We start from the raw sequence: 24707 nt of genomic DNA on the forward strand, positions 1-24707 counted from the left end.
CACTATGGCCACAAGCGAAAAAAAGTGGCTGTGTCATTCCTTTTTTGATCGACCTTCGAGGCCTTTCGCCGCAATGGCGATTCTCAAGCCTGCAACTGCTCCAGAACCCATTGCGCCAACGCCCGCACCTTCGGCACCTCTGCCGCATGCTCGGCATAAGCCAGGTAATGCGCCCCGGTACTGTTCATCGCATGGTTCCAAGCAATCACCAGGCTGCCTTCGCTCAACTCCTTGGCCACCAGGTAGCGCGGTACCAGCGCTACCCCGCAGCCCGCCTGGGCCGCACTCAGCGCCATGTAGAAGGTATCGAACCGTGGCCCGTGGTAGGCGCTGACGCTGTGCAGCCCCAGCTCCAGGAACCACTCGTGCCAGGCTTCGGGCCGCGACGTGCTTTGCAGCAGCACCAGCTCCGCCAGCTCGGCCGCATCCCCCAGTTCACGCCCGGCCAGCAGCTCCGGAGCGCACACCGGCACCACTTGCTCGCGGAACAATTCGATGCAGGTCGCCCCCGGCCAGGTGCCTTGGCCATAGAAAAACACCACATCCGCCGAGCCCTGCAGCAAGGCGAAAGGCTCCATCTCGTTACGGATGTCCAGATGGATGTTGCTGTGGCGCTTGCCGAAGCCTTTGAGGTGCGGGATCAACCAACGCACGCCAAAACTCGGTTGAGTGGCTACCTTCAATATCTCGGTCTGCTCGCCATAGGTCAGCACGTAGCGGCTGGACATGTCCACCTGGGTGAGGATCTTGTTGACCTCGGCCAGGTACAGACTGCCAGCGGGGGTTAGTTGCAGGCGCCGGCGGATACGCAGGAACAGGTGGTGGCGCAGCATCTCTTCGAGCTGTGCGACCTGCTTGCTGACCGCGCTCTGGGTCAGGTGCAGCTCTTCGGCGGCACGGGTAAAGCTCAAGTGGCGGGCTGCAGCTTCGAAGCACTGCAGGGCGGTCATGGAAGGCACGAGGCGTTTGGACATAGCGGTCTCTGCAGCTCAAATCATTACCTGACGGAATGATATGCGGAATAAAGGTCGTTTGTTGCACTGGTGTGATCGGATTAATACTGATCCACATCATTTTTCCACCCCATCACCCGATGTAGGAGAAGCACAATGGTTGCTGGATTGCTCGAGCGCCTTGGCGTTGCCGCCACGGCTTACACCCAGGGCGACTACCCTGTTCACACCCCGATCGACGGTAGCCAGATCGCCTCGGTGAAACTGCTTGGCAAGGCCGAGACCACCGCCCGCATCGACCAGGCGCAGAGTGCCTTCCAAGCCTGGCGCAGCGTGCCGGCCCCGCGCCGTGGCGAACTGGTGCGCCTGTTCGGTGAAGTGCTGCGTGAACACAAGGCCGACCTGGGCGAACTGGTGTCGATCGAAGCCGGCAAGATCACTCAGGAAGGCCTGGGTGAAGTCCAGGAAATGATCGACATCTGCGATTTCGCCGTTGGCCTGTCGCGTCAGCTGTACGGCCTGACCATCGCATCGGAGCGCCCTGGCCACCACATGCGTGAGAGCTGGCACCCGCTGGGCGTGGTCGGCGTGATCAGCGCCTTCAACTTCCCGGTGGCCGTGTGGGCCTGGAACACCGCGCTGGCCCTGGTGGCCGGTAACGCGGTGGTGTGGAAGCCTTCGGAGAAGACCCCGCTGACCGCACTGGCCTGCCAGGCACTGTTCGAAAAAGCCCTGAAAGCTTTTGGCGATGCCCCGGCTGGCCTGGCACAACTGGTCATCGGTGGCCGCGAAGCGGGCGAAGCCTTGGTCGACGACCCACGCGTGCCGCTGGTCAGCGCCACCGGCAGCACCCGCATGGGCCGTGAAGTCGGCCCGCGCGTTGCTGCCCGTTTCGGCCGCAGCATCCTGGAGCTGGGCGGTAACAATGCCATGATCCTGGCACCGAGCGCCGATCTGGATCTGGCCGTGCGTGGCATTCTGTTCTCCGCTGTGGGCACCGCCGGCCAGCGCTGCACCACCCTGCGCCGCCTGATCGTGCACCGCTCTATCAAGGACGAAGTGGTTGCCCGTGTGAAAGCCGCCTATGCCAAGGTGCGTATCGGCGACCCGCGCAAGGACAACCTGGTGGGCCCACTGATCGACAAATTGTCGTTCGACGCCATGCAGGGCGCGCTGGCCAAGGCCCGCGACGAGGGTGGCCAGGTATTCGGTGGCGAGCGCCAGCTGGCCGACCAGTTCCCTAACGCCTACTACGTGTCGCCAGCCATCGCCGAGATGCCCGCGCAGAGCGACGTGGTGCGCCACGAAACCTTCGCACCGATCCTCTACGTACTGGCCTACGATGACTTCGAAGAGGCCCTGCGCCTGAACAACGAAGTACCGCAAGGCCTGTCGTCGTGCATCTTCACCACCGACATCCGTGAGGCCGAGCGCTTCCAGAGCGCCTCGGGCAGCGACTGCGGTATCGCCAACGTCAACATCGGCACCAGCGGCGCCGAAATTGGCGGCGCCTTCGGTGGCGAGAAGGAAACCGGCGGCGGTCGTGAGTCGGGTTCCGACGCCTGGAAAGGCTACATGCGTCGCCAGACCAACACCGTGAACTACTCGCGTGAGCTGCCGCTGGCGCAGGGTATCGTGTTCGACTGATGCTGCATGGCCGGGGGCTTTGCCCCCGGTTCGCCGGCAAGCCGGCTCCCAGTGATCGTGCGGGCGATGCGATCCTTGTGGACGCCGGCTTGCCAGCGATGGGTCGCGCAGCGGCCCCAACAAGAACAATAGTGCTGGAGCCGGCCATGTCCGAACTGCGTCAACAATGCTTGTGGGAACACGTCAGCCAACCTACCGTCGCCGCTCAGGCCCTGGCCGGTGAACACAAGGCCGACGTCTGCGTCATCGGCGCCGGCATCACCGGCCTGTCGGCGGCCATCCACCTGCTCGAACAGGGCAAGTCGGTGATCCTGCTGGAGGCCTGGAAGATCGGCCACGGCGGCTCCGGACGTAACGTAGGCCTGGTCAACGCTGGCACCTGGATCCGCCCTGACGATGTCGAGGCAACGTTGGGCCAGAAGCAGGGCAGCCGCTTGAACAAAGTGCTCGGCGAGGCGCCAGGCGAGGTTTTCGCCATGATCGAACGCCTCGGCATCGATTGCCAGGCGCAGCACAAAGGCACCCTGCACATGGCGCACAACGCCACCGGCATCGCCGACCTCGAAGCGCGCCATGAGCAATGGCGCCGACGCGGCGCCGATGTGCAGCTGCTGACCGGCGCCCAGTGCCAGGAGTACTGCGGCACCGACAAGATTTCCGCTGCGCTGCTCGACCGCCGCGCCGGCACCATCAACCCCATGGGGTATACCCAAGGCCTGGCCGCGGCGGTTGCGCGCCTGGGCGGCAAGTTGTTCCAGCAATCGGCCGTGGAAGGCCTGGAGCGCGAAGGCGATGCCTGGCGGGTCAAGACTGCCCGCGGTTCGGTGCGCGCCGAGAAGGTGGTGATCTCGACCGGCGCCTACACCGAGGGTGATTGGAGCAACCTGCAGAAGCAGTTCTTCCGTGGCTACTACTACCAGGTCGCTTCCAAGCCGCTGCACGGTGCTGCTGCCGACAAGGTTCTGCCACATGGCCAAGGCTCGTGGGACACCCGCACGGTGCTCAGCAGCATCCGCCGCGACGACCAGGGCCGCCTGCTGCTTGGCAGCCTTGGACGGGTAGATAACAAACCTGCATGGTTCGTGCGCAGTTGGGCTGACCGCATCCAGAGCCATTACTACCCTGAGCTGGGCAAGGTCGAGTGGGAGATGCACTGGACCGGCTGCATCGACTTCACCCCTGACCACCTGATGCGCCTGTTCGAGCCGGCGCCGGGGTTGGTTGCGGTGACGGGCTACAACGGGCGCGGCAATACCACCGGCACGGTGATTGGCCGGGCGTTCGCCGAGTTTCTGCTCAAGGGTGAGGCGGACAGCCTGCCGATCCCGTTCTCGCCGATGACCGGGGTGAGTGCGCCATCGTTGCGCACCGCGTTCTACGAGTCCGGGTTCTCGCTGTACCACGCGGGGCAGTGTTTGCGGGTAGTGCTGTAGGTGTTTGTACCGGCCCTATCGCCGGCAAGCCGGCTCCCGCAGGGTTCTGCGGCGCTGCGGATGGCGCAGGTGGCACAGACTCATTTTGGGCGCCGCTTGCCGGCGATAGGGCCGGTGCAGGCGTCAGCATTACCTGTGCAACCAGCTGAGAAAGCCACCTTTCTTGATCGCTGTCGGCTTTTGCAGCAGCAATGACTCCCGGCTCTGGCGCCGGAACCGCTGCAACTTGGTCAACGCCGTCTGCACCTCGCCGCGCTGTACCAGGCAGCTGCGCACCTGCTCCTTCTCGATGCGATACAGCACGCAGCTGGTCAAGGTACGGAATTCGGCAAACGAGTCATCCTCATCGATGAGGCCCTCGATCCCCAGCACTACCCCCGGCCCCATGCGCCCGGCTTCCACTAACGTCTCGCCATCGCGAATCGCCGCCGAAACCACGCCGCTACCGATCACCAGCAAGTGATCGGAATGCTCGCCCACGCCCAGAATCACTTGGTCTGCCAGGTACTCGACGGCAGTCATGCGCTGGCTCAAGGCATCGCGCTCCTCGTCAGTCAACGAACGGAACACCCGTACCTCGTCCAGCACTTCACGCTGACGGCTGCGCGGCGGCATGGCCAGGTCGACGTTCCACATCACGCCACTGGCCTCCAGGTGCCGATGTGCAAGGTCGAACAGCTGGTTGCGCGCCTCGGTCTTGCCGCCCATGTCAGCGACGAAGCCGCTGGCTTCGTACTCCACCGATTCCAGCGTCGAGGCCTTCACCGTCACTTTCGGCTTGGGTGATGCGAGTATCGCGCGGGTGCCTTGCAAGGCCTTTTCCAGCGCATCGAAGACCCGCTTCGGCCTTACCTTGGCGGGTACCACCACACTGATCGACACCCCATGCACATCGGCCGGGCGACTGTGGTTGAGCAACTTGGCCTTGGCCGCCACCGAGTTGGGGATCACCGCCAGGCTGCCGGAGCCGGTGAGCAGGCGGGTGGCCCGCCAGTCGATGTCCAGCACCTTGCCTTCAGTGCCGTCGATCGAGATCGCATCGCCGATCTGATAAGGCCGCGTGGTGTTCAGCACGATCCCGCTGAACACGTCGGCCAAGGTGCTTTGCAACGCCAGGCCAATGACGATGGCCATCACCCCGGAGGTGGCCAGCAAGCCCTTTACCGGCAGCTGCATCACATAGCCTGCAGCGGCGACCACCGCCGCCAGGAAGATCAGCGCCCCCAGCACATCCTGCAGCAACCGCCCGCCATGGCTGCCGCGCGCCCCCAGCAGCAGGCCGAACACCACCGTCACCGTGCGTGCGCCGAACAGCCACCAGCCGATCGCCAGCACCGTGGCCATCAGGTTGCGCGACACGTCGTCGACCCAGGGCGGCGGTTGCAGCGGGCTCATCCCGGCAGTCACCAGCACCCAGCTGAACAGCAGGAAAATCGCCAACCGTGCGCCGATACGCCATGCCCTGCGCTGAACAGGGATCAGTTGCCAAAGCACGAGGTCGAGCAGGATCAGGGCACAACCGAGCAACAAAGGGGACGACTGGATGAAAGCCAGCATGGTGGTCTCGGGCGTGAGGGGAGGGCTGTGTGTAGTAATAGAGCAGGTTGAGGTGGCCGGCAATGGGGGCGAGTGAACCTTACAGGCGCATTTCACCCGCGCGGCATCGACGGCTGTGGGAGTGCCGTCCAGCCTCCAGCGTGGCTCGCCTTCGATGACGGCGCCTGGAACCCCGCAATGCGGGCGAAGGTGGTTTTGGCGAGCCGGCCCAGGACCAACAATCATCGTTCACAAAACAGAACGCTAAAGCCAAAAATCACTATCTACCGCTCCAAAGGTGGTGGTTTTAAGCTTCTCCCATCAACGCGAAACACCCAACTTACTGCACATCCAAACCCTTAGGAGCACGACCATGACCTACTTCAAATACAACCGCCTGAACAAAGACGACGCCGCCGTTCTGCTGGTCGACCACCAGGCTGGCCTGCTGTCCCTGGTCCGTGACATCGAACCGGATGCGTTCAAGAACAACGTGCTGGCCCTGGCGGACCTCGCCAAGTTCTTCAACCTGCCGACCATCCTCACCACCAGCTTCGAACAAGGCCCCAACGGCCCGTTGGTACCGGAGCTCAAAGCACTGTTCCCGGACGCCCCGTACATCGCCCGCCCTGGCCAGATCAACGCCTGGGACAACGAAGACTTCGTCAAGGCGGTGAAGGCCACCGGCAAGAAGCAGCTGATCATCGCCGGTGTGGTGACCGAGGTGTGTGTAGCCTTCCCGGCGCTGTCGGCACTGGAAGAAGAGTTCGAGGTGTTCGTGGTGACTGACGCTTCCGGCACCTTCAATGCCATGACCCGCGACGCTGCCCACGACCGCATGAGCCAGGCTGGCGCACAACTGATGACCTGGTTCGGCGTGGCGTGTGAGCTGCATCGCGACTGGCGCAACGACGTCGAAGGGCTGGCGGCGCTGTGCTCCAACCACATCCCGGATTACCGCAACCTGATGACCAGCTACAACGCCTTCAACGCCGGCAAGTAAGCCGACCGCCTCGGGCACCGGCAGCGGTGCCCGCCCAGGGCAGCACACTCATCCAATCATCCGCCCGTCCGCCGTTGCACAGTGGATGCGGGCAAGCTCATCCCAAGGAACGCCGATGAACACCGCATTCCAAGACAACCGCAAAGTAGTGACGCTGGTCATCCAGCACAAGGTCCGCGCCCAGGCACTGGCCAGCTACGAGGCTTGGCTCAAGCGTACGGTCAGCACCGCACGGCGCCAGCCGGGGCACCTCGACGTCAACGTGATCCGCCCGGACGACGGCGGGCTGCACTTCACCACCGTGGTGCGCTTCGCAGATGCCAGCCTCTTGCAGGCCTGGGTCAACTCCAGCGAGCGCCAGACGCTGGTCAACGAGGTGCTACCGCTGCTCGACGGCGGCGACCACACCCAGGTGCATGAAGACCCGGAGTTCTGGTTCACACCGCCCAGCATGACGTCCGCGCAACCGCCGCGCTGGAAGCAGGCCCTGCTGACCTACCTGGTGATCTGCCCGATGACCATGATCATTCCGCAATTGCTGGCGCCGTTCTTCACCCGCTTCCCGCAGTTTGGCGGGATGGTCACAGGCAACCTGATCGTCAACCTGTTCGTGATCCTGCCCGTGGTGTTTTTCATCATGCCCTGGGTAACCCGTCGTTGCGCCAACTGGCTGCGCAGCTGATTCATCTCTCGACCAAGACACTTCAAGGAGATACAGACATGACTACGCTCGTTACCCGCGATGGCACTTCGATCTATTACAAGGACTGGGGCAGCGGCAAGCCCGTGCTGTTCAGCCATGGCTGGCCGCTGGATGCCGACATGTGGGACTCGCAGATGGAGTACCTGGCCAGCCGCGGCTACCGCGCAATCGCCTTCGACCGCCGTGGTTTCGGCCGCTCGGGCCAGCCGTGGAACGGTTATGACTACGACACCTTCGCTGACGACATCGCCCAGCTGATCGAGCACCTCGACCTGCGCGACGTGACCCTGGTGGGCTTCTCCATGGGTGGCGGCGACGTCAGCCGCTACATCGCTCGCCACGGCAGCGCACGGGTTGCCGGGCTGGTGTTGCTGGGCGCGGTGACCCCGGTGTTCGGCAAGCGTGACGACAACCCGGACGGTGTCGACACCTCGGTATTCGATGGCATCAAGGCCGGCCTGCGGGCTGACCGGGCGCAGTTCATCGCTGATTTCGCCACGCCGTTCTATGGGCTGAACCATGGGCAGCAGGTGTCTCAGGGGGTGCAGACGCAGACCCTGAACATTGCGCTGATGGCTTCGATCAAGGCCACGCTGGATTGCGTCAGTGCGTTCTCTGAAACCGACTTCCGCCCGGACATGGCCAAGATCGATGTACCGACCTTGGTGATCCACGGTGACGACGATCAGATCGTACCGTTCGAGACTACCGGCAAGCGGGCTGCGGAGTTGATTCGGGGGGCTGAGCTGAAGGTGTACAGCGGGGCGCCGCACGGGTTCGCAGTGACCCATGCGCAGCAGCTGAATGAGGATCTGCTGGCGTTCCTGAGCCGCTGAGCAGGCTAGGGCCGCGTTGCCGCCCATCGCCGGCAAGCCGGCTCCTACCTCGGCCGCATCCGCTTCAAGCCCTGTGCGGTGCCTGTGGAAGCCGGCTTGCCGGCGAAGAGGCCGGCCCTGCCAGCACAAAACGTGAACAGGGCTAACCTTCTTCAACCCACCGCACATCCATGCAATCCCTAGCCAGGCTTGAAGCGGCATGCTCCGCAGTTGCCGCTGCCGCTGCCGCCGCCGCACCCAGACGGAGAAGACCATGTCCCAGGACCCCAACGACAAGACCCGTCGCCAGTTCCTTGCCACCAGTACCGTGCTCGGTGCCGCCGGCGCGCTCTGGTCCGCATTGCCCTTCACCGGCGCCGCCGGCTCCGCCCACGCATCCATCCAAGGAGGTTCCATGACCGCCGACCTGATCCTGTTCAACGGCAAACTGCATACAGTCGACCGTGAAAAGCCCACCGCCACTGCCGTCGCAATCAAAGACGGCCGCTTCATTGCCGTGGGCAACGACGCCGAGGCCATGGCCCACAAGGGTGCTGCCACGCAGATCATCGACCTGAAGCAGCGCACGGTGATCCCGGGCCTGAACGACTCGCACCTGCACCTGATCCGCGGCGGTCTGAACTACAACCTTGAACTGCGTTGGGAAGGTGTACCGTCGGTAGCCGATGCCCTGCGCATACTCAAGGACCAGGCGGCGCGCACCCCAACGCCGCAATGGGTGCGCGTGGTCGGTGGCTGGAACGAATTCCAGTTCGCTGAAAAACGCATGCCCACCCTGGAAGAAATCAACCAGGCTGCGCCCGATACCCCGGTGTTTCTGCTGCACCTGTACGACCGCGCACTGCTCAACCGCGCCGCGCTCAAGGCCGTGGGCTACAGCAAGGACACGCCGAACCCACCGGGCGGTGAAATTCAGCGCGACAAGTTCGGCAACCCGACTGGCATGCTCATCGCCCGCCCCAACGCGATGATCCTTTACGCAACCTTGGCCAAAGGACCTAAGCTGCCGCTGGAATACCAGGTCAACTCGACCCGCCAGTTCATGCGTGAGCTCAACCGCCTGGGCCTGACCAGCGCCATCGACGCAGGGGGCGGCTACCAGAACTTCCCCGACGACTACGCGGTGATTCAGGAACTGGCCGACAACGACCAGCTGACGGTGCGCATCGCCTACAACCTGTTCACCCAAAAGCCCAAGGAAGAGCTGGACGACTTCAGGAAGTGGACTTCCAGTGTCAAGCTGCACAGCGGCACCGACTTCCTGCGCCATAACGGCGCCGGTGAGATGCTGGTGTTCTCAGCCGCCGACTTCGAGGACTTCCTCGAACCGCGCCCGGACCTGCCGCAAACCATGGAAGAGGAGCTGGAACCGGTGGTGCGCCACCTGGTCGAGCAGCGCTGGCCGTTCCGCCTGCACGCCACCTACAACGAATCGATCACGCGCATGCTCGACGTGTTCGAGAAGGTCAACCGCGATATCCCGTTCAACGGGTTGCCCTGGTTCTTCGACCATGCCGAGACCATCACGCCTCAGAACATCGAGCGCGTGCGTGCGTTGGGCGGCGGTATTGCCATCCAGGACCGCATGGCGTTCCAGGGTGAGTACTTCGTCGATCGCTACGGTGCGAAGGCCGCCGAGCAGACCCCGCCGATCAAGCGCATGCTCGAAATGGGTGTGCCTGTGGGCGCCGGTACCGACGCCACCCGGGTCTCCAGTTACAACCCTTGGACGTCGCTGTACTGGTTGGTCAGCGGCAAGACGGTGGGCGGCATGGAGCTGTACCCGGAGGGCCTGAGCCGCGATACCGCGCTGCAACTGTTCACCCAGGGCAGCGCGTGGTTCTCCAGCGAGCAGGGCAAGAAAGGCCAGATCAAGGTTGGCCAGCTGGCGGACCTGGCGGCGCTGTCGCTGGATTTCTTCAGCGTTGATGAAGAGGCGATCAAGGGCATCGAGTCGGTACTGACTATCGTCGACGGCAAGGTCGTGTACGGCGCTGGCGAATTCGACAAGCTCGGCCCGCCACAGGTACCGGTATTGCCGGAGTGGTCGCCAGTGGTCAAGGTGCCGGGGCACTGGCGCGTGGGTACGCCCTCATTGGCTGCAGCGGTGCACCAGTGCAGCGGGCCTTGCGGGGTGCATGCGCACAGCCATGAAAAAGCCCGGCATTCGAGTGTGCCGGTGAATGACTACCAGGGCTTCTGGGGGGCCTTGGGCTGTTCGTGCTTTGCGTTTTGAGCTGATGTGAAGAGTGGGCCCCCTGCGGTTATGCCAGCCAGTTAGTGTTATCAGGGCTGCTACGCAGCCCATCGCCGGCAAGCCGGCTCCCACCGCGACCGCGCAGTTCTTCAGGCGTCACCTCTGGTTGAATGATCCGGGACTGTGGGGCAAGCGTAGAACAAGGTTTTGTAAGCGTGTGCTGGTTCAGGCCATGTCGCTGATCGCGAATTCCTCCGCCAGGTGGTCGATCAGCGACCGCACCGACGGCAACAACCCACGCCGCGAAGGGAAAATGGCATGCACGATGCCGCAACGTGGGTGCCACTGCGGCAACAGCTCCACCAAACGGCCTTCGGCCAGATCTTCGCGCACTGCCACCCGTGGCAAGTGCGCGATACCCACCCCCGCCACCACGAAATGGCGCAGGGCAAACAGGTCATCGGTGACCATGCGCGGTGTGTGCGGGATCACGATGCTGCGGCTCATGTCCTCGCCCTGGAACAGCTCCCACTGGTAATCGCGCTGGGCGCTACCCCAGTGCACGCTGGGCAGCGTGCCGAGCAGCTGCGGGTCGAAGCCCTTGGGCAACTGCTGCAGATACTGCGGGTGCCCCACCAGGCACTGGGTGCTGTTGCTCAGCACCTTCATCACCATGTCGGTGTTTTCCAGCGGCGGGAAGCGCACGCGCAGCGCCACGTCGAAGCCCTCGTGCAGCAGGTCGACGCGGCGGTTGGTGCTCTCGATGAACAGCTCTACCTGTGGGTACTTGAGCATGTAGCGGGTGAGCATTGGCCCGACCCAGGAGTTGAGCAGTGTGGTCGGGCAGCTGATGCGCACCAAGCCGCGCGGCTCGCTGCGGTTGCGCTCGATGATTTCCGCTGCACCTTCGGCCTCTACACGCATGGCCAGGCAACGGTTGTAGTAGGCCTGGCCGATCTCGGTGAGCGAGCAGTGCCGGCTGGTGCGGTGCAGCAGGCGCACGCCCAGGCGGTCCTCAAGGTCGGCGATGCGGCGGCTGAGTTTCGACTTGGGCATGTCCAGCGCCCGCCCGGCCGGGGCGAAGCCGCCGTGCTCGACCACCTGGGTGAAATAGTAGAGGGAGTTCAGGTCTTCCAATGATCGTTCTCCAGGTGGAACGCTAAGGGCAATTTTCGCAGTCTACCGCTCTAAAGGTGATGATTTTAATCTGTGCCCATCAACGCGAAACACCCCAGATTGCTGAAAAATTCATAAACCTCAGGAGCACAGAGCATGAGCAAATTCACCTACAACCGCCTCAACAAAGACGACGCCGCCGTGCTACTGGTGGACCACCAGGCGGGGCTGCTGTCGCTGGTGCGTGACATCGAGCCGGACAAGTTCAAGAACAACGTGCTGGCCCTGGCGGACCTCGCCAAGTTCTTCAATCTGCCGACCATCCTCACCACCAGCTTCGAACAAGGCCCCAACGGCCCGCTGGTACCGGAGCTCAAAGCACTGTTCCCGGACGCCCCTTATATCGCCCGCCCTGGCCAGATCAACGCCTGGGACAATGAAGACTTCGTCAAGGCGGTGAAGGCCACCGGCAAGAAGCAACTGATCATCGCCGGTGTAGTGACCGAGGTGTGTGTAGCCTTCCCCGCGCTGTCGGCACTGGAAGAAGAGTTCGAGGTGTTCGTGGTGACCGATGCCTCCGGCACCTTCAACGCCATGACCCGCGACGCCGCCCACGACCGCATGAGCCAGGCTGGCGCACAACTGATGACCTGGTTTGGTGTAGCGTGTGAGCTGCATCGCGACTGGCGCAACGATGTTGAAGGGCTGGCGGCGCTGTGCTCCAACCACATTCCGGATTATCGGAATTTGATGACCAGCTATAACGCGTTGACTGCTGGGAAGTAATACACAGCAACTTGACGGATGGCTCCTGCAAAAGGGGCCATCGTTACTTGATTCAGAAGTATTGTCAGCGGTTTACTGGAGCGCGAAACCACCTGCCATCCAGCGGCACTCGCTGGTGGAGGAACCCTGTCGATGGCTGGATCATCAACGTCGGGTGAGACCTCCACACCCTGGCTTGAGGGTGTATGAATATCAAGCATGATTACAGGGCCACTGGTGACAGTGGCCCTTTTCTTTGTTCGACAGTACACCGTATCGCTTGTAGAGCAGCTTCCCATGACGATGTTTGTTCAGTGCCTTTGCACCGCACTGCATGATGAAGGCGAGCCTATTGGTGCCATGGGTGTAAGCGACCCCCCACGCCTCGAACGGCCCGGTTGATGTACCCAGCGCTACTTTCCCATATCGCTAAGTAGCGTCTTGTCGTTTCTGGAAAACGTGACGGACACAGCTGCGCAAAATCCGAATGACGCCCAGCCAAAAAAGATGGCCTGAGACTAATGCCAGACAGTTAGCGTTATCAGGGCTGTAATAGCCCGAGCGCTCGATGGGGCCAGCGAGTACTCGGGGCCGCTTTGCGGCCCATCGCCGACAAGCCCGGCTCCCACATGGATTGCGTCAGCTTTTAGAGATTGGGCAAGACGCTTGCTTCCTCAGGTAAAGCGCAGACCTGAAGAACAGCGCGGTTGGGGTGGGAGATTCTATGGTTATCAGCAAGCCATTTTCCCGCCTTTGGTAACGTATTCGTCCTGATTTCTCATCAGGGCGAATGCCACTCGTGCGAGCTTCCTGGCCAGAATTACCAACGCCTGGGTCGTTGCCTTACCGCTGTTTCTGTACTGCTCATATACCCCTTTCCAAGCGGCCGACCTGCTGGCCGCCATTGCTGCGTTATGCAGCAAACGACGGATTTCCGAGCAGCCGCGCTTGGTGAGCCGACGACGTCCATTCTTCTCTCCAGAATCATTAACCCGTAGGTCCATTCCCAGGAATGCGATGTACGAATCACTGCTCTTGAACTCGCCCCTTACAAAAGCCATTACCAGGGCTGTAGCGGTAAGAAACCCAATTCCCTCTACCGCCTGACAGCGGGCAACTTGCTCGTGCAGCCCAGCCTCTCGTAGCACTTCCTTAATCTTTTTTTGTATCAGCTGATCCAGCCGATCTATCGATGTTACGAAGGTTTTGAAGGCGGCCTTCAGCAGGCTTTCGTTTGTCCAGCTCTGAGCTAATGCAGTGCGAGCAGTCACCAAGACAGCTCTGCGTCGAAGGAGGCTCTGAAGCTTGCCGTAGACAGCAGGAGGCGGGGTCCAAGGACGAAGATCGTCGCCCTCGTTTTTCAAAAATCGGGACAGCAACCGAGCATCAGAGGGGTCAGTTTTAACCCGCCCTCCAACACTTTTCCTGTAGTTGCTCAGTTGGAAACCATCGATGACATAAACGTCGAAACCGAAGCCATGGGCTAGCTCAACCAGGTCCAGATGGTAGACATTGGTCGCCTCAACAGCGATTGCAGTGCCGAGGGGCTGTTGCTTTAGCCAGCTTTTGATTTCGGGCTTGGTATTTTTCAGCCTGATAATTTCATCACGATCATCGTGATGAATCACTAATTCGGCTTTTGCGACATCCGCACCCACGATCAGTTTGTTTACCTGCATTGCCATGGGCGGCTCCTCGCGTTATGGTTTTTGAGCTTGAAGGGTTTTCACCAAGAGGCGCTGGCTTGCTTCTATCGTCGTTTGCAAACGATGCATTCTTTATCGGCGCTTTGGTGGAAGGGGTGGGGCGATGTCTCCCACAGTCTGTACTGCGTCAACAGTCAGAATCCGGCATTTAGTCCCACCACCCCTTCAAGTCTAACCATACAAGCCGGCTTGCCGGCGATGGGCCGCAAAGCGGCCCCGGATCACTTAACGGGCTGGCATTACGCCTGAGCCCTCTTTGTCTTCGACGTACAAGCCTCAATCCGCATCCGAATCGAACAATCGCTCCAACTCCATCCGCGCTTCCTTGGCCGTCTGCATCACCTTGGCCCGGTCATCACGCACCTGCCCCTGTGCCTCCAGCACTTCCTCGTCATGCTGGGCAAACCGATCGATGCGGTCCGCCGCCTGTTCACTGCTCAGCCCCAACCCGACCAGCGCCCGGCGGGTCATTTCCAGGCTCGAATAGAACGTCTCGCGAATAGGCTCTGCACCAACGTCCACCAGCTTGTGCACATGCTGCCGGTTACGCGCGCGTGCCAGCACTTTGAGGTGAGGGTACAGGCGCTTCACTCGCTCTGCCGTGCGTATGGTCACCTCCGGATCGTCGGTGGTAATGATGAAGTATTCCGCTTCGCCGACCTTGGCTGCATGCAGCACTTCGGGGCGCTGTGGGTCGCCGTAAAACACCGGCGCCTGTTCGAACATACGGGTCATCTCGATGGCGTCCACCGAGGTTTCCAGGGCCACGAAAGGGATTTTCTGCGCACGCAGGATGCGTGAGACGATCTGCCCCATGCGGCCCATGCCGACGATCACCACACGCGGGGTACCGGCATCGATGGCTTTGTATTGCTCAGGTACTTCACGCGCAGGCTGCGTGCGCTTGAGGGCACGGGCGCAGCCAAGCATCAGCAGCGGGGTGATGGCCATCGACAGGGTGATGGTCATCAGCAGCAGGTCGTAGGTCTGGGTGTCGAACAGGCCCTGGTCCTTACCCAGCTTGAACACCACGAAGGCAAACTCACCACCGGCGGCCAGTACCATCCCCAGGCGCAGTGCGCTGGCGCTGTTCAGGCCACCGGCCAAGCGGCCGACACCCATCAGCAGCACCAGTTTGACCGTCACCAACAGCAGGGTCAGGCCCAGCAGAACGAGTGGCATTTCCAGCAGCAGGCGCAGGTTTGCACCCATACCCACACTCATGAAAAATAGCCCCAGCAGCAGGCCTTTGAACGGTTCGATCTGTGATTCCAGCTCATGCCGGTATTCCGAGTCGGCCAGCAGCAAGCCCGCGAGGAAGGCGCCCAGGGCCATGGAAATACCGGCTTCCTCCATCAGCCAGGCGGTGCCGATCACCACCAGCAACGCGGTGGCGGAGGACACTTCAGGCAGGCCGGTGCGGGCCACGATGCGGAACACCGGGCGCAGCAGGTAGCGCCCGCCGACGATCACCACCGCGATACTGGCGAAGACATTCAGGCCATGCTGCAGGCTGTCACCGTGGCTGGTGTCCGGGCCGCTGGCAGCCAGCAGTGGCACCAAGGCTATCAGCGGGATCGCGGCAATGTCCTGGAACAGCAGGATGGCGAACGCCAGGCGGCCATGCGGGGCGTTGAGCTGCTTGCTCTCGGCCAGGCTCTGCAGGCCCAGGGCGGTGGAAGACAGGGCCAGGCCAAGACCGACCACGAGGGCGGCCGAGAGTGACTGGCCGAAACCGAACAGGGCAATGGCGCCGATCAGTGCACCGGTCAGCAGCACCTGTGCAGTACCGACGCCGAAGACTGACTTGCGCATCAGCCACAGGCGCTTGGGCGACAGTTCCAGGCCGATGATGAACAGCAACAGGACCACGCCCAGTTCGGAAATGTGCGCCACGCTTTCGGTGTCGCGGATCAGGCCCAAGGCCTGTGGGCCGATGGCCACGCCCGCCAGCAGGTAGCCGATCACGGCGCCCAGTTGCAGGCGTTTGGCCAAGGGTACGGCAAGGACGGCGGCGAACAAGAAGATCACCGCGGTTTGCAGAAGGCTGCCTTCGTGTGGCATTGGCTCGAACTCCATGAGCTGCCGGGGCAGCGTTAGAACAGTGTGGCGGGCAATTCTGGGGATTGCGGCTGCCTAAGACAATCTGCCGCAGGAGAGAAACATTGTCCCACCAAGTGTGACAGTTTTACCTGGCACTTCCCGGGCAACGCGGAACGCTCAGCTCAACTGTCGCCGAACTGGGCCCGGTACTGCGCCGGCGTCATGCCTAGCCGCTCGCAGAACACGTTGCGCATATGCCGGTCACTGCCAAAACCACATTGCGCCGCCACCACCTTCAAAGGACAGTCGCTGCCTTCGAGCAGTTTGCGTGCCTGGTCGATCCGCGCGTTCTGCAGGTACTGCAACGGCGTGATGCCCACCTCACGCTGAAACCTTTCAGGTCGTGGATGCTGGCCGCTTGTGCGGCCTGAAGCTGAATTTGGAGTGCATTTCGAGGTATCGATTAGGCGGTTGTCGGGGAAGGCCTCAGGGATAACGCGTTCGCCAAGAACCGCCAGCGTTAACCTTCGGTGCCCCATCGCCGGCAGGCCGGCGATGGGGCAAGGGGCTCAGCCCAGGCCGAGCAGATCCACACCCAACTGGAAGGCCACCCACAACGCCAGCCCGGTTGCGAATGCCAGCGCGATGTTTTCGAACAGGTTGTTGCGGTATTGCTTGCTGAGCAGCGATTTTTGGTTCGACATGATCAGCAGGCCCAGGGAAATGACAGGCAAGCCAATGATGTTCAACGCACTGACGCCAATGGTCAGGGTCACGAAGTCGGGCATGCCCGGGATCGACCAGATCAGCGGCGTCACCAGAATGAACAGCATGAACCACTTGTGCATCGGGTCCTTGTGGAACTCTTTGCCGTAACGCTCACGCCGCTGCGGGCGGACATGCTGGAAGGCATCGGTAATCAGCATCGGGAAGGCCGTGGTCTTGCCGGAAATGCTGGCGAACAGTGTGGCGAACACACCGATGAAGAAGATGTACCAGCCGATCGGGCCGAAGAATATTTCCAGTGCCTTGCCCAGGTCGCCGAGGGTTTTCACTTCGATGCCGTTTGGCCGCAGTATTTCCGCGCCGACGATCCAGATGGCCAGGTTGATGACGATACCGATGAACACGGCGAACAGCAGGTCATTGCGCTGGATGCGTTTGTGTTGCGGGCCTACCCAGCCCTTCTGGCGCATCACATAGGGGTGCACGAAGTTGGCCACCGAGCCTGCCACCGCGCCGATCACCGACACCGCCACCAGCAGTGCACCGTGCACGCCTTCGTCGGCGGGGATGCTGAAGCCGATGGTGCCTTTGACGATACCGGCCACATCCGGGCCAGACATTACGGCCAGTGCCAGAAACGCCAGCGTCATCACCGCCAGCAGCAGCTTCATCACGCCTTCGATCATGGCGTAGATGTTGCGCCCGACCAGCATCCACACCGCCAGCACCACAGCCATCGAGCACAGCAGCGGGTAGTCGATGCGCAACAGCATCGCCAGCGCTTCGCCTGCGCCCTTGATCATGTAGGCGTTCATCAGGTGGCCCATCAGCAGCGCGTAGGCCAGCATGAACCAGGCAAATACGGGGTGCAGTTGCGCGTACCCCTGGAGGATGGTCATGCCTTGGTTATTGCACAGCTGGAAGCGGGCGATGATGTTGACGATGAGGTACCTGAGCAGCAACGAAACGGCCAGTACCCACATCATGGCGTAACCGTAGTTGGCGCCTGCCACGGATGAGGTTATCAGATCACCTGCGCCAAGCCAGGACAACACCGCGATGATGCCTGGGCCCAGCAGTTTAATCAGCCGTGTTACGCGGCTTTGAGAGGGTGCGGCAGCACTGCCCTCGGCCGAATGAATGCTCGACATGGGGATGTCTCCGTTATTGTTCTTGTTTAAACGAGCGCAGTCGAACACAGTAGATAGGATGTCGTACAACTACATTTTGTTTTCAAATGTGTCTAAGTATTACAGGTTTTGGGTAACGCCTTGTCGCTACAGGTGTCGCGAGCAGTTGTTTTGAATATGCCAGTATCCTGCAAATGCAAAAGGCCGCTTGCACGGCCTTGTTCGATCTTGCATGGGCATTCAGTTCTGGTTGCCTTGAGCGTTATCGGGCTGGTAGTAGCGAATGCTCCGGACTTGGCCAGTGCTGTCTCGGTAGGTCATGGTAGCGGTGCTTGGCTGGCCCTGGATCGTGGCCGAGGGGGCCAGGCTGATCACTTGCGCGATGTCCAGGTTCATGCCGTAGTGGTAGGGCGTCGCTTCGGTGGACTGAGCAAAGGTACTGGCACTGGTGCCCAGTGCAAGGGTGGCGAGGGTGAGTGCGAATACGGTGCGAAGGGTCATGGTCGTTCTCCAGATTCAGTAAGGGGTGGCGACGATTGCTTTCTGTCTGGAGCCAATATTGCGCGCGATTATTTTGCGTGCAAAATATATTACCACTATGGGTAGTATTGAGTGCGCATATGAAGGACCCGCCGCAGTGCTAGTGACTTCCGGGCCGGTACTGCAGGGCTTCGGCCAGGTGCGCCTTGGCGATCGTACTGGCCCCCTCCAGGTCAGCCAGCGTGCGGGCCACCTTCAACAGCCTGTGGGCGGCGCGCAGGGAAAGTGTCAGGCGCTCGCAGGCACTCTCCAGCCAGGCCTGGTCGGCAGCGCACAATTCGCAGTGCTGGCGCAGCCCCTCGAGGTCCAGAAACGCATTGGCACAGCCTTGCCGCCGGTACTGCACCTCGCGTGCCTCGGCCACCTGGGCGGCCACATCGGCGCTTGTCTCGCCGCAAGGTTGGTTGTTGAGCGTGGTGGTTTCACGCGCCACGGTAAGGTGCAGATCGATGCGGTCCAGTAGCGGGCCGGAAAGCTTGTTGCGGTAGCGCTGGATCTGTTCGGTGCTGCAGCGGCAGCGGCCGGTGGGGTCGCCCAGGTAGCCGCAAGGGCAGGGGTTCATGGCCGCCACCAGTTGGAAGCGCGCCGGAAAGCGTACTTTGTCCCGTGCCCGGGCAATCACGATCTCGCCAGACTCCAGCGGCTCGCGAAGCACCTCAAGTACACGGCGCTCGAACTCCGGCAATTCATCGAGAAACAGTACCCCATGGTGCGCCAAGGTGATTTCACCTGGTTGCGGCCGGCTGCCTCCGCCGACCAGCGCGGGCCCGGACGCTGAGTGGTGCGGATGGCGAAACGGCCGTTGCGGCCAGCTATCGAGGGGTTTGTGCCCGCTTACCGACTGGATGGCTGCCACTTCCAGCGCTTCATGTTCATCCAGCGGCGGCAGCAGGCCGGGCAGGCGGCTGGCGAGCAGTGTCTTGCCCGTGCCGGGCGGGCCGGTGAACAGCAGGTTATGAGCACCTGAAGCGGCCAGCAGTAACGCACGCTTGGCGGCTACCTGGCCCTGCACCTCGCTGAGGTCGGGGTAGGGGCGGCTGTGCAGCAATAGACCGTTAGCGGCAAAGGGAGGCAGAGGTACCTGGCCGTTGAGGTGCGCCACCAGTTCCAGCAGGTGCCCCACCGCGTACACCACCAGCCCACCCGCCAGGCTCGCCTCTTCGGCGTTTTCCCGCGGCACTACCAATGCCCGGCCAGCCTCGCGCGCCGCCAGTGCCGCAGGCAGCACGCCCTGAACCGGGCGCAGCTTGCCAGACAGCGCCAGTTCGCCCAGGCATTCGATATCGGTCAATGTGGCCACCGGCACCTGACCGTCAGCGGCAAGGATGCCCAGGGCGATGGCCAGGTCGTAGCGCCCGCCATCCTTGGGCAGGTCTGCCGGTGCCAGGTTCTGAGTGATGCGCCTTTGCGGGTAGTTCAGCCCGGAGTTGACGATGGCGCTGCGCACCCGGTCCTTGCTTTCCTTGACCGTGGTTTCGGGCAGGCCGACCAGCGTGAGAGTGGGCAGCCCGTTGGCCAGGTGAGTTTCGACGCTGACCGCCGGTGCCTGCACGCCAACCTGGGCGCGGCTGTGGACGAGGGCAAGGGACATGGACGCTCCGTTGTCGCGAAGAGGGGGCCGCTTCCTGCGGTATTGCCAAGCATAGCGAGGCTCAGGAGGCCAGGAGCAAGAAGAGTGCATCTTCGTTTTTCACTTCAGTACAAAAATGGATCCAATAACTTTGCGCCCGGCAAATCTATGGCTTAGTGTTTAAACGTTACTTTCCTGCCATCGGATGGCAATGCATCGCCTGCAAATGGACTTGAGGTACTGCCCGTGCAATCACTCACTCGCACCCGCCAGCAGATCCTGGAACGGGTCAAGGCCAATGAGTTCACTGAACTCAACCGTTTCTTCGATACCCTTCAGGCGCAGTGGCGGCAAGCGCGCCCTGGGGAGTGCCCGGCCTACCTTGAGGCCGTTCAGGGGCACATGCTGGTCGACTGGGATGTCGAAGGCAGCAAGGCCCTGACCCAGCGCCTCAACGCTTGGATCGAAGCCTGCCCCAAGGCCTATCACCCCCAGGTGGCCATGGGCTTTCACTGTTTCAATCGTGCTTGCCATATTCGCGGTACGGCTCCCGCCCATGAGGTGTCTGCAGCGCGCTGGCTGGCCGCCGAGCAAGCCTGCGAAATGGCTGCGGCGCACTTTCTGAGGGCCATCGAGCGATGCGCGCAGCCTGTAGCGGCGGCGATCGGTATGTTGCAGATCAGTGCGCACTTTCGTGAGCCAGGCTGGCTGGTGGAGCTGTTTCATGGCCGGCCGGCGCGCTTTCGGCCCAGTGCCCATGCCGATGTCGAAGTGCAGGAGGCCGCTGCACCGCTGCTGGTCAAATATGCACTGGCACCGCTGGTCGAGCTGCCGCAAGTGTTGCCTTCGTGCCTGAGTCTGCGCCCGCTCGCCGAGCAGGGGTCTGCCCGGGACTACTGGCTGCGGCATGCCTTGAACGGGTTCCCTGGCTGTTTCGAGGCGGTCGAGGCCTATGCCAGCTACCTGACACCCCGTTGGGGCGGTAGCTATGAGGCCATCGATGCCGTGGCCAGCGGCCCTTTGTGTCGGGACTGGCCTGAAACCTTGCGCAATGCGATCCGCTGGCTGGCGCTTGAGGATCAGTTCCGGCTGCCGCCTGCCGATCAGGCCCAGCAGGTCGCGGCATGGCAGCGCGTCTTCGAGCGGTGGATGCAACGCGAGCTCAGGCCAAAGGAACGCGCCACGCTCATGGCGTGGCGAGGGGCCTTTCGCCGCTATTCGCTGCAAGATTACCCCGGTGCGATGTGCGACTTCGTCGCCTCTGTCGCGCTATACCCCGACCAGGGCTTCGTACCGGCCATTGGCGAGCCGTTCTACAGCGTTGTCTGCCTGGTCGTGAGCCATGGTGTGCCAGACGATGCGCAGAGCCTGCGTATCGCCATCGAGCGGTTAAGCGAAAACCGCAGGCAAGCGGCGGCCTGTGCGCTGCGCTCGGTTGGGCACCAGTTCGGCGTGTGGGGTTTCAGGCAGTGCGTCGAGCAGGCGCGTACCTGGCTGCACGCTGCGGTGAAACGCCAGTGCGGGCGCGAGGGGCTGGGCTTTGATGTACTCGAGGTGGCGCGCCTGCTTTGGGCCGCCAATTACCACGAGGCCGCGTATTTTCTCTACAGGCAGTGTGCCGAGTGCAAGCTGCCCGATGCCGCCGCCGCGCTTTATGCGCTGCATTGCGGTCGGCTCGAGAATACGCCGGAACACTACATCGATACTGGGGCTGCTGCGCATTGGCTGCTGTGTGCCGCGCAGTCAGGCAGCCAGGTAGCCAAGTACGAACTGGCCTGCCAGCGCATGCGTGATGAACAGCGTTTGAGCGAGCGTAGCGCGATGCTGGCGGTCAGGCGCTTGCTGCTCGATTGCCTGGGCAACGAAGCGCTCGATGCCCATGCCCGCTTGCAAGTGGCCATGCTGCAGCGCCAGTTCGGCGACCCTCGGGAACGTGCGGAGGCGGTCGCCTATTTGCTGGATCTGGTGCACTACCCCGATTGCGCGATAGCCGGGCGAGCCAGCGCGGAGCTTGGCCTGGCCTGGATGCACGGGCATGGTACGCGCAAGCCGAGCCGCTTTGCGGCCATCGAGTGGGCCAACCGTGCTGTCGCGCTGCACCCGGGGGATGCGGCCATCGAGGGCATTCAGGCGCAGATTCGCAACGCGCACAACCTGTTCAGGACGCTGTTCACGGTGTGCGGCGCAACGCTGTTTCGAGGGGACCTGCACGCCAGTGAGCTGCCGCCCAAGCCAAGCAGCCCGGCGCCCGGCCGGGTGCGGGCTCCCGCGTGAGGGCAGGGCGCGGAGCTTACTCCTGTGACGCAGGTGCCATGCGCGCTTCCAGCTCGGCGACCTGTTTCTCCAGGGCCTCCAGGCGCGCACGGGTGCGGGCCAATACGACCATCTGGCTGTCGAATTCTTCGCGGCTGACCAGGTCCAGCTTGCTGAAGGCTCCTTGCATCAGCACCTTGAACTGGCTTTCCAGTTCAGCGCGGGGCTGGGCGGTGTCGCCGCTGAACAGGCGCGAGGCCTGGTCGCTGAGGGCATCGAGAAGGGCTTTGGGCGCGAGCATGATCGGCTGTCCACTGCAGATGGGTAATGGCCGGCAGTGTAACACGGGGCCGGTTTGCCGCTCTGTTGCACATTTTTCGAGCAGCCCCGTGCACTGCTGCGCACCAAAGTTGTGCATCTTTTCAATGCTGGCGACTGGCCAATCCTGAATCTTTCACTCAACTGCTTGTTTTTCAGCGCTTTAACAGAACTGGCAAGGTTTCTGCAAAGACCTGTACGAGCCATGCACTGATGCAGTTCCTTGTGACCAGGCAGTGCGCACGCGGAGCCGGATGCCGACGACGCGTTACAAAGCCAACCGCTGCGCTTAGACTTGAGACGGGTTTGTTTTCCTGGGGCAAGTCCACCAAATCGGGAGAGAGTTTCATGAAGCTAGTCACAGCCATCATCAAGCCGTTCAAGCTGGACGACGTGCGCGAGTCACTGTCGGAAATCGGCGTGCAGGGCATCACCGTCACCGAAGTCAAAGGCTTCGGTCGGCAGAAGGGTCACACCGAGCTGTATCGCGGTGCGGAATACGTGGTCGACTTCCTGCCCAAGGTGAAGATCGACGTCGCCATCGACGACAAGGACCTCGATCGCGTGATCGAAGCCATCACCAAGGCTGCCAACACCGGCAAGATCGGTGACGGCAAGATCTTCGTGGTGAATCTGGAGCAGGCAATCCGCATCCGTACCGGCGAAACCGATACCGACGCGATCTAAGCGCCCAAAAAAAGCCTCACCAAACCCAACGCCCCAGGAGAAAACAACATGACTCTGCGTAAGATCGCAGGGCTAGGAGCCCTATTGTCCCTCGTAATGCCGGGCATCGCCCTGGCAGAGGAGGCTGCCGCCCCTGTACTGAACTCCGGTGACACCGCCTGGATGCTGACTGCCACGGCGCTGGTGCTGTTCATGACCATCCCGGGCCTGGCCCTGTTCTACGGCGGCATGGTGCGTTCGAAGAACGTACTCTCGGTGATGATGCAATGCTTCGCCATCACCGGCCTGATGAGCATCCTCTGGGTCGTTTACGGTTACAGCATGGCCTTCGATACCACGGGTATGGAAAAGGGCGTGCTCAACTTCAATTCCTTCGTCGGCGGCTTCTCCAAGGCGTTCCTCAGCGGCGTAACGCCGGACGGGCTGACGTCGGCTGCGGCACTGTTCCCTGAAGCGGTCTTCATTACCTTCCAGATGACCTTCGCCATCATCACCCCGGCGCTGATCGTGGGTGCCTTCGCCGAACGCATGAAGTTCTCGGCGATGCTGGTGTTCATGGGCATCTGGTTCACCCTGGTCTACGCACCGATCGCGCATATGGTCTGGAGCGGTGATGGCGCGCTGATGTGGGACTGGGGCGTGCTCGACTTCGCTGGCGGCACCGTGGTGCACATCAACGCAGGTATCGCTGGCCTGGTCTGCTGCCTGGTACTGGGCAAGCGCAAAGGCTACCCGACCACCCCGATGGCCCCGCACAACCTGGGCTACACCCTGATGGGCGCAGCCATGCTGTGGATCGGTTGGTTCGGCTTCAACGCCGGCTCCGCCGCGGCCGCCAACGGTACTGCCGGCATGGCCATGCTGGTGACCCAGATCGCTACCGCTGCTGCAGCGCTGGGCTGGATGTTCGCCGAGTGGATCGGCCACGGCAAACCGAGCGCCCTGGGCATCGCCTCTGGTGTGGTCGCCGGCCTGGTTGCCATCACCCCGGCTGCCGGCACCGTGGGCCCGATGGGCGCCCTGGTGATTGGCCTGGTGTCTGGCGTGCTCTGCTACTTCTGCGCTACCAGCCTCAAGCGCAAGCTGGGTTATGACGACTCCCTGGATGCCTTCGGCGTGCATGGCATCGGCGGCATCATCGGCGCCATCCTCACCGGTGTGTTCGCGGCACCGGCCCTGGGCGGCTTCGGCGCGGTCACCGACATCGGTGCGCAGGTCTGGATCCAGGCCAAGGGCGTGATTTTCACCGTGGTCTACACCGCCATCGTCACCTACGTGATCCTCAAGGTGCTGGACGTAGTGATGGGCCTGCGGGTCAACGAAGAAGAAGAGTCGGTCGGCCTCGACCTGGCTCAACACAACGAACGTGGTTACAACCTGTAACTGCGACGCTGGAAAAACTTGCCCGGCTTGCCGGGCATTTTTTTGCCTGTTTTTCGCCATTTTCAGCAGAGCAAACGGTTTATCAGTCACGTTCGCGACGTAGGCAAAAAACTTACAACTCGCAGGGCGTTCATGGAGCTTTGCTTTTTCCACGGGCGCGCT

Annotated in this window: 19 protein-coding genes and 1 pseudogene; 10 read left to right on the forward strand and 10 right to left on the reverse strand. The window is 62.2% G+C overall.

The annotated features are described in order from the left end of the window. Nucleotides 1-83 precede the first annotated feature (83 nt). The gene (locus ABRP30_RS00795; protein WP_241804958.1) at nt 84-974 is read right to left on the reverse strand and encodes a LysR family transcriptional regulator; all 891 of its coding nucleotides are present in this window, start codon (nt 972-974) and stop codon (nt 84-86) included. Nucleotides 975-1109: 135 nt separating this feature from the next. Between ABRP30_RS00795 and ABRP30_RS00800 the strand changes: the two genes are divergently transcribed. Continuing rightward, nucleotides 1110-2600 carry an aldehyde dehydrogenase family protein gene (locus ABRP30_RS00800; protein ID WP_277818149.1) on the forward strand — a complete coding sequence of 497 codons (1491 nt, stop codon included), beginning with the start codon at nt 1110-1112 and terminating at the stop codon, nt 2598-2600. Between the two features lie 146 nt (nt 2601-2746). Beyond that, entirely contained in the window at nt 2747-4033 is a 1287-nt protein-coding gene (locus ABRP30_RS00805; RefSeq protein WP_267820087.1) for an FAD-binding oxidoreductase, read from the forward strand. Nucleotides 4034-4162: 129 nt separating this feature from the next. Here ABRP30_RS00805 and ABRP30_RS00810 read toward each other — a convergent pair whose 3' ends face one another. Next, the gene (locus tag ABRP30_RS00810; protein WP_349975603.1) at nt 4163-5590 is read right to left on the reverse strand and encodes a mechanosensitive ion channel family protein; all 1428 of its coding nucleotides are present in this window, start codon (nt 5588-5590) and stop codon (nt 4163-4165) included. A gap of 352 nt (nt 5591-5942) precedes the next feature. Here ABRP30_RS00810 and ycaC (ABRP30_RS00815) point away from each other — a divergent pair, with 352 nt between their 5' ends. From ycaC (ABRP30_RS00815) to ABRP30_RS00830, 4 genes are all read left to right on the forward strand, one after another. Beyond that, nucleotides 5943-6572 (forward strand): isochorismate family cysteine hydrolase YcaC, encoded by a 630-nt coding sequence (ycaC, locus tag ABRP30_RS00815; protein ID WP_267820091.1) that lies wholly within the window; start codon nt 5943-5945, stop codon nt 6570-6572. 115 nt (nt 6573-6687) lie between these two features. Then, nucleotides 6688-7254 carry an antibiotic biosynthesis monooxygenase gene (locus ABRP30_RS00820; protein ID WP_267820093.1) on the forward strand — a complete coding sequence of 189 codons (567 nt, stop codon included), beginning with the start codon at nt 6688-6690 and terminating at the stop codon, nt 7252-7254. A 38-nt stretch (nt 7255-7292) separates the two neighbouring features. Further along, nucleotides 7293-8111, forward strand: a complete 819-nt coding sequence (locus ABRP30_RS00825; protein ID WP_267820095.1) for an alpha/beta fold hydrolase — start codon at nt 7293-7295, stop codon at nt 8109-8111. Nucleotides 8112-8505: 394 nt separating this feature from the next. Further along, complete coding sequence (locus ABRP30_RS00830; protein ID WP_267824151.1) at nt 8506-10347, forward strand: amidohydrolase; 1842 nt, start codon at nt 8506-8508, stop codon at nt 10345-10347. 186 nt (nt 10348-10533) lie between these two features. Here ABRP30_RS00830 and ABRP30_RS00835 read toward each other — a convergent pair whose 3' ends face one another. Beyond that, nucleotides 10534-11445 carry a LysR substrate-binding domain-containing protein gene (locus ABRP30_RS00835; protein ID WP_241804964.1) on the reverse strand — a complete coding sequence of 304 codons (912 nt, stop codon included), beginning with the start codon at nt 11443-11445 and terminating at the stop codon, nt 10534-10536. A 135-nt stretch (nt 11446-11580) separates the two neighbouring features. Here ABRP30_RS00835 and ycaC (ABRP30_RS00840) point away from each other — a divergent pair, with 135 nt between their 5' ends. Further along, nucleotides 11581-12210: an isochorismate family cysteine hydrolase YcaC gene (gene ycaC / locus ABRP30_RS00840; protein WP_267820098.1), complete on the forward strand. Its 630-nt coding sequence runs from the start codon at nt 11581-11583 to the stop codon at nt 12208-12210. A 710-nt stretch (nt 12211-12920) separates the two neighbouring features. Here ycaC (ABRP30_RS00840) and ABRP30_RS00845 read toward each other — a convergent pair. From ABRP30_RS00845 to ABRP30_RS00870, 6 genes and pseudogenes are all read right to left on the reverse strand, one after another. Continuing rightward, nucleotides 12921-13874, reverse strand: a complete 954-nt coding sequence (locus ABRP30_RS00845) for an IS110 family transposase (protein ID WP_372490323.1) — start codon at nt 13872-13874, stop codon at nt 12921-12923. 297 nt (nt 13875-14171) lie between these two features. Beyond that, on the reverse strand, nt 14172-15959 hold the full coding sequence (locus tag ABRP30_RS00850; protein WP_349975889.1) for a monovalent cation:proton antiporter-2 (CPA2) family protein: 1788 nt from the start codon (nt 15957-15959) through the stop codon (nt 14172-14174). A gap of 161 nt (nt 15960-16120) precedes the next feature. After that, a pseudogene (locus ABRP30_RS00855) lies at nt 16121-16330 on the reverse strand (helix-turn-helix domain-containing protein); the annotation flags it as partial. Nucleotides 16331-16507: 177 nt separating this feature from the next. Continuing rightward, the gene (locus ABRP30_RS00860) at nt 16508-17815 is read right to left on the reverse strand and encodes an Nramp family divalent metal transporter (protein WP_267820102.1); all 1308 of its coding nucleotides are present in this window, start codon (nt 17813-17815) and stop codon (nt 16508-16510) included. 219 nt (nt 17816-18034) lie between these two features. Beyond that, nucleotides 18035-18295 carry a DUF2790 domain-containing protein gene (locus ABRP30_RS00865; protein WP_267820104.1) on the reverse strand — a complete coding sequence of 87 codons (261 nt, stop codon included), beginning with the start codon at nt 18293-18295 and terminating at the stop codon, nt 18035-18037. Nucleotides 18296-18434: 139 nt separating this feature from the next. Further along, the gene (locus ABRP30_RS00870; RefSeq protein ID WP_349975890.1) at nt 18435-19925 is read right to left on the reverse strand and encodes a YifB family Mg chelatase-like AAA ATPase; all 1491 of its coding nucleotides are present in this window, start codon (nt 19923-19925) and stop codon (nt 18435-18437) included. Nucleotides 19926-20150: 225 nt separating this feature from the next. Here ABRP30_RS00870 and ABRP30_RS00875 point away from each other — a divergent pair, with 225 nt between their 5' ends. Continuing rightward, complete coding sequence (locus ABRP30_RS00875; RefSeq protein WP_349975891.1) at nt 20151-22178, forward strand: DUF4034 domain-containing protein; 2028 nt, start codon at nt 20151-20153, stop codon at nt 22176-22178. Between the two features lie 16 nt (nt 22179-22194). On the opposite strand, the gene ABRP30_RS00880 is transcribed toward ABRP30_RS00875, so the two are convergent. Continuing rightward, the gene (locus ABRP30_RS00880; protein ID WP_241804976.1) at nt 22195-22458 is read right to left on the reverse strand and encodes an accessory factor UbiK family protein; all 264 of its coding nucleotides are present in this window, start codon (nt 22456-22458) and stop codon (nt 22195-22197) included. A gap of 365 nt (nt 22459-22823) precedes the next feature. On the opposite strand from ABRP30_RS00880, the gene glnK reads away from it, so the two are divergent. Together glnK and ABRP30_RS00890 are read left to right on the forward strand one after the other, a co-directional pair. After that, a complete protein-coding gene (gene glnK / locus ABRP30_RS00885; RefSeq protein ID WP_002555808.1) occupies nt 22824-23162 on the forward strand; it encodes a P-II family nitrogen regulator in 339 nt (112 codons plus the stop codon). Between the two features lie 48 nt (nt 23163-23210). Beyond that, a complete protein-coding gene (locus ABRP30_RS00890) occupies nt 23211-24545 on the forward strand; it encodes an ammonium transporter (RefSeq protein ID WP_241804977.1) in 1335 nt (444 codons plus the stop codon). Nucleotides 24546-24707: the final 162 nt, after the last annotated feature.

The sequence above is a fragment of the Pseudomonas sp. WHRI 8519 genome, assembly GCF_040224055.2.
GTDB classification, from domain to species: domain Bacteria; phylum Pseudomonadota; class Gammaproteobacteria; order Pseudomonadales; family Pseudomonadaceae; genus Aquipseudomonas; species Aquipseudomonas putida_X.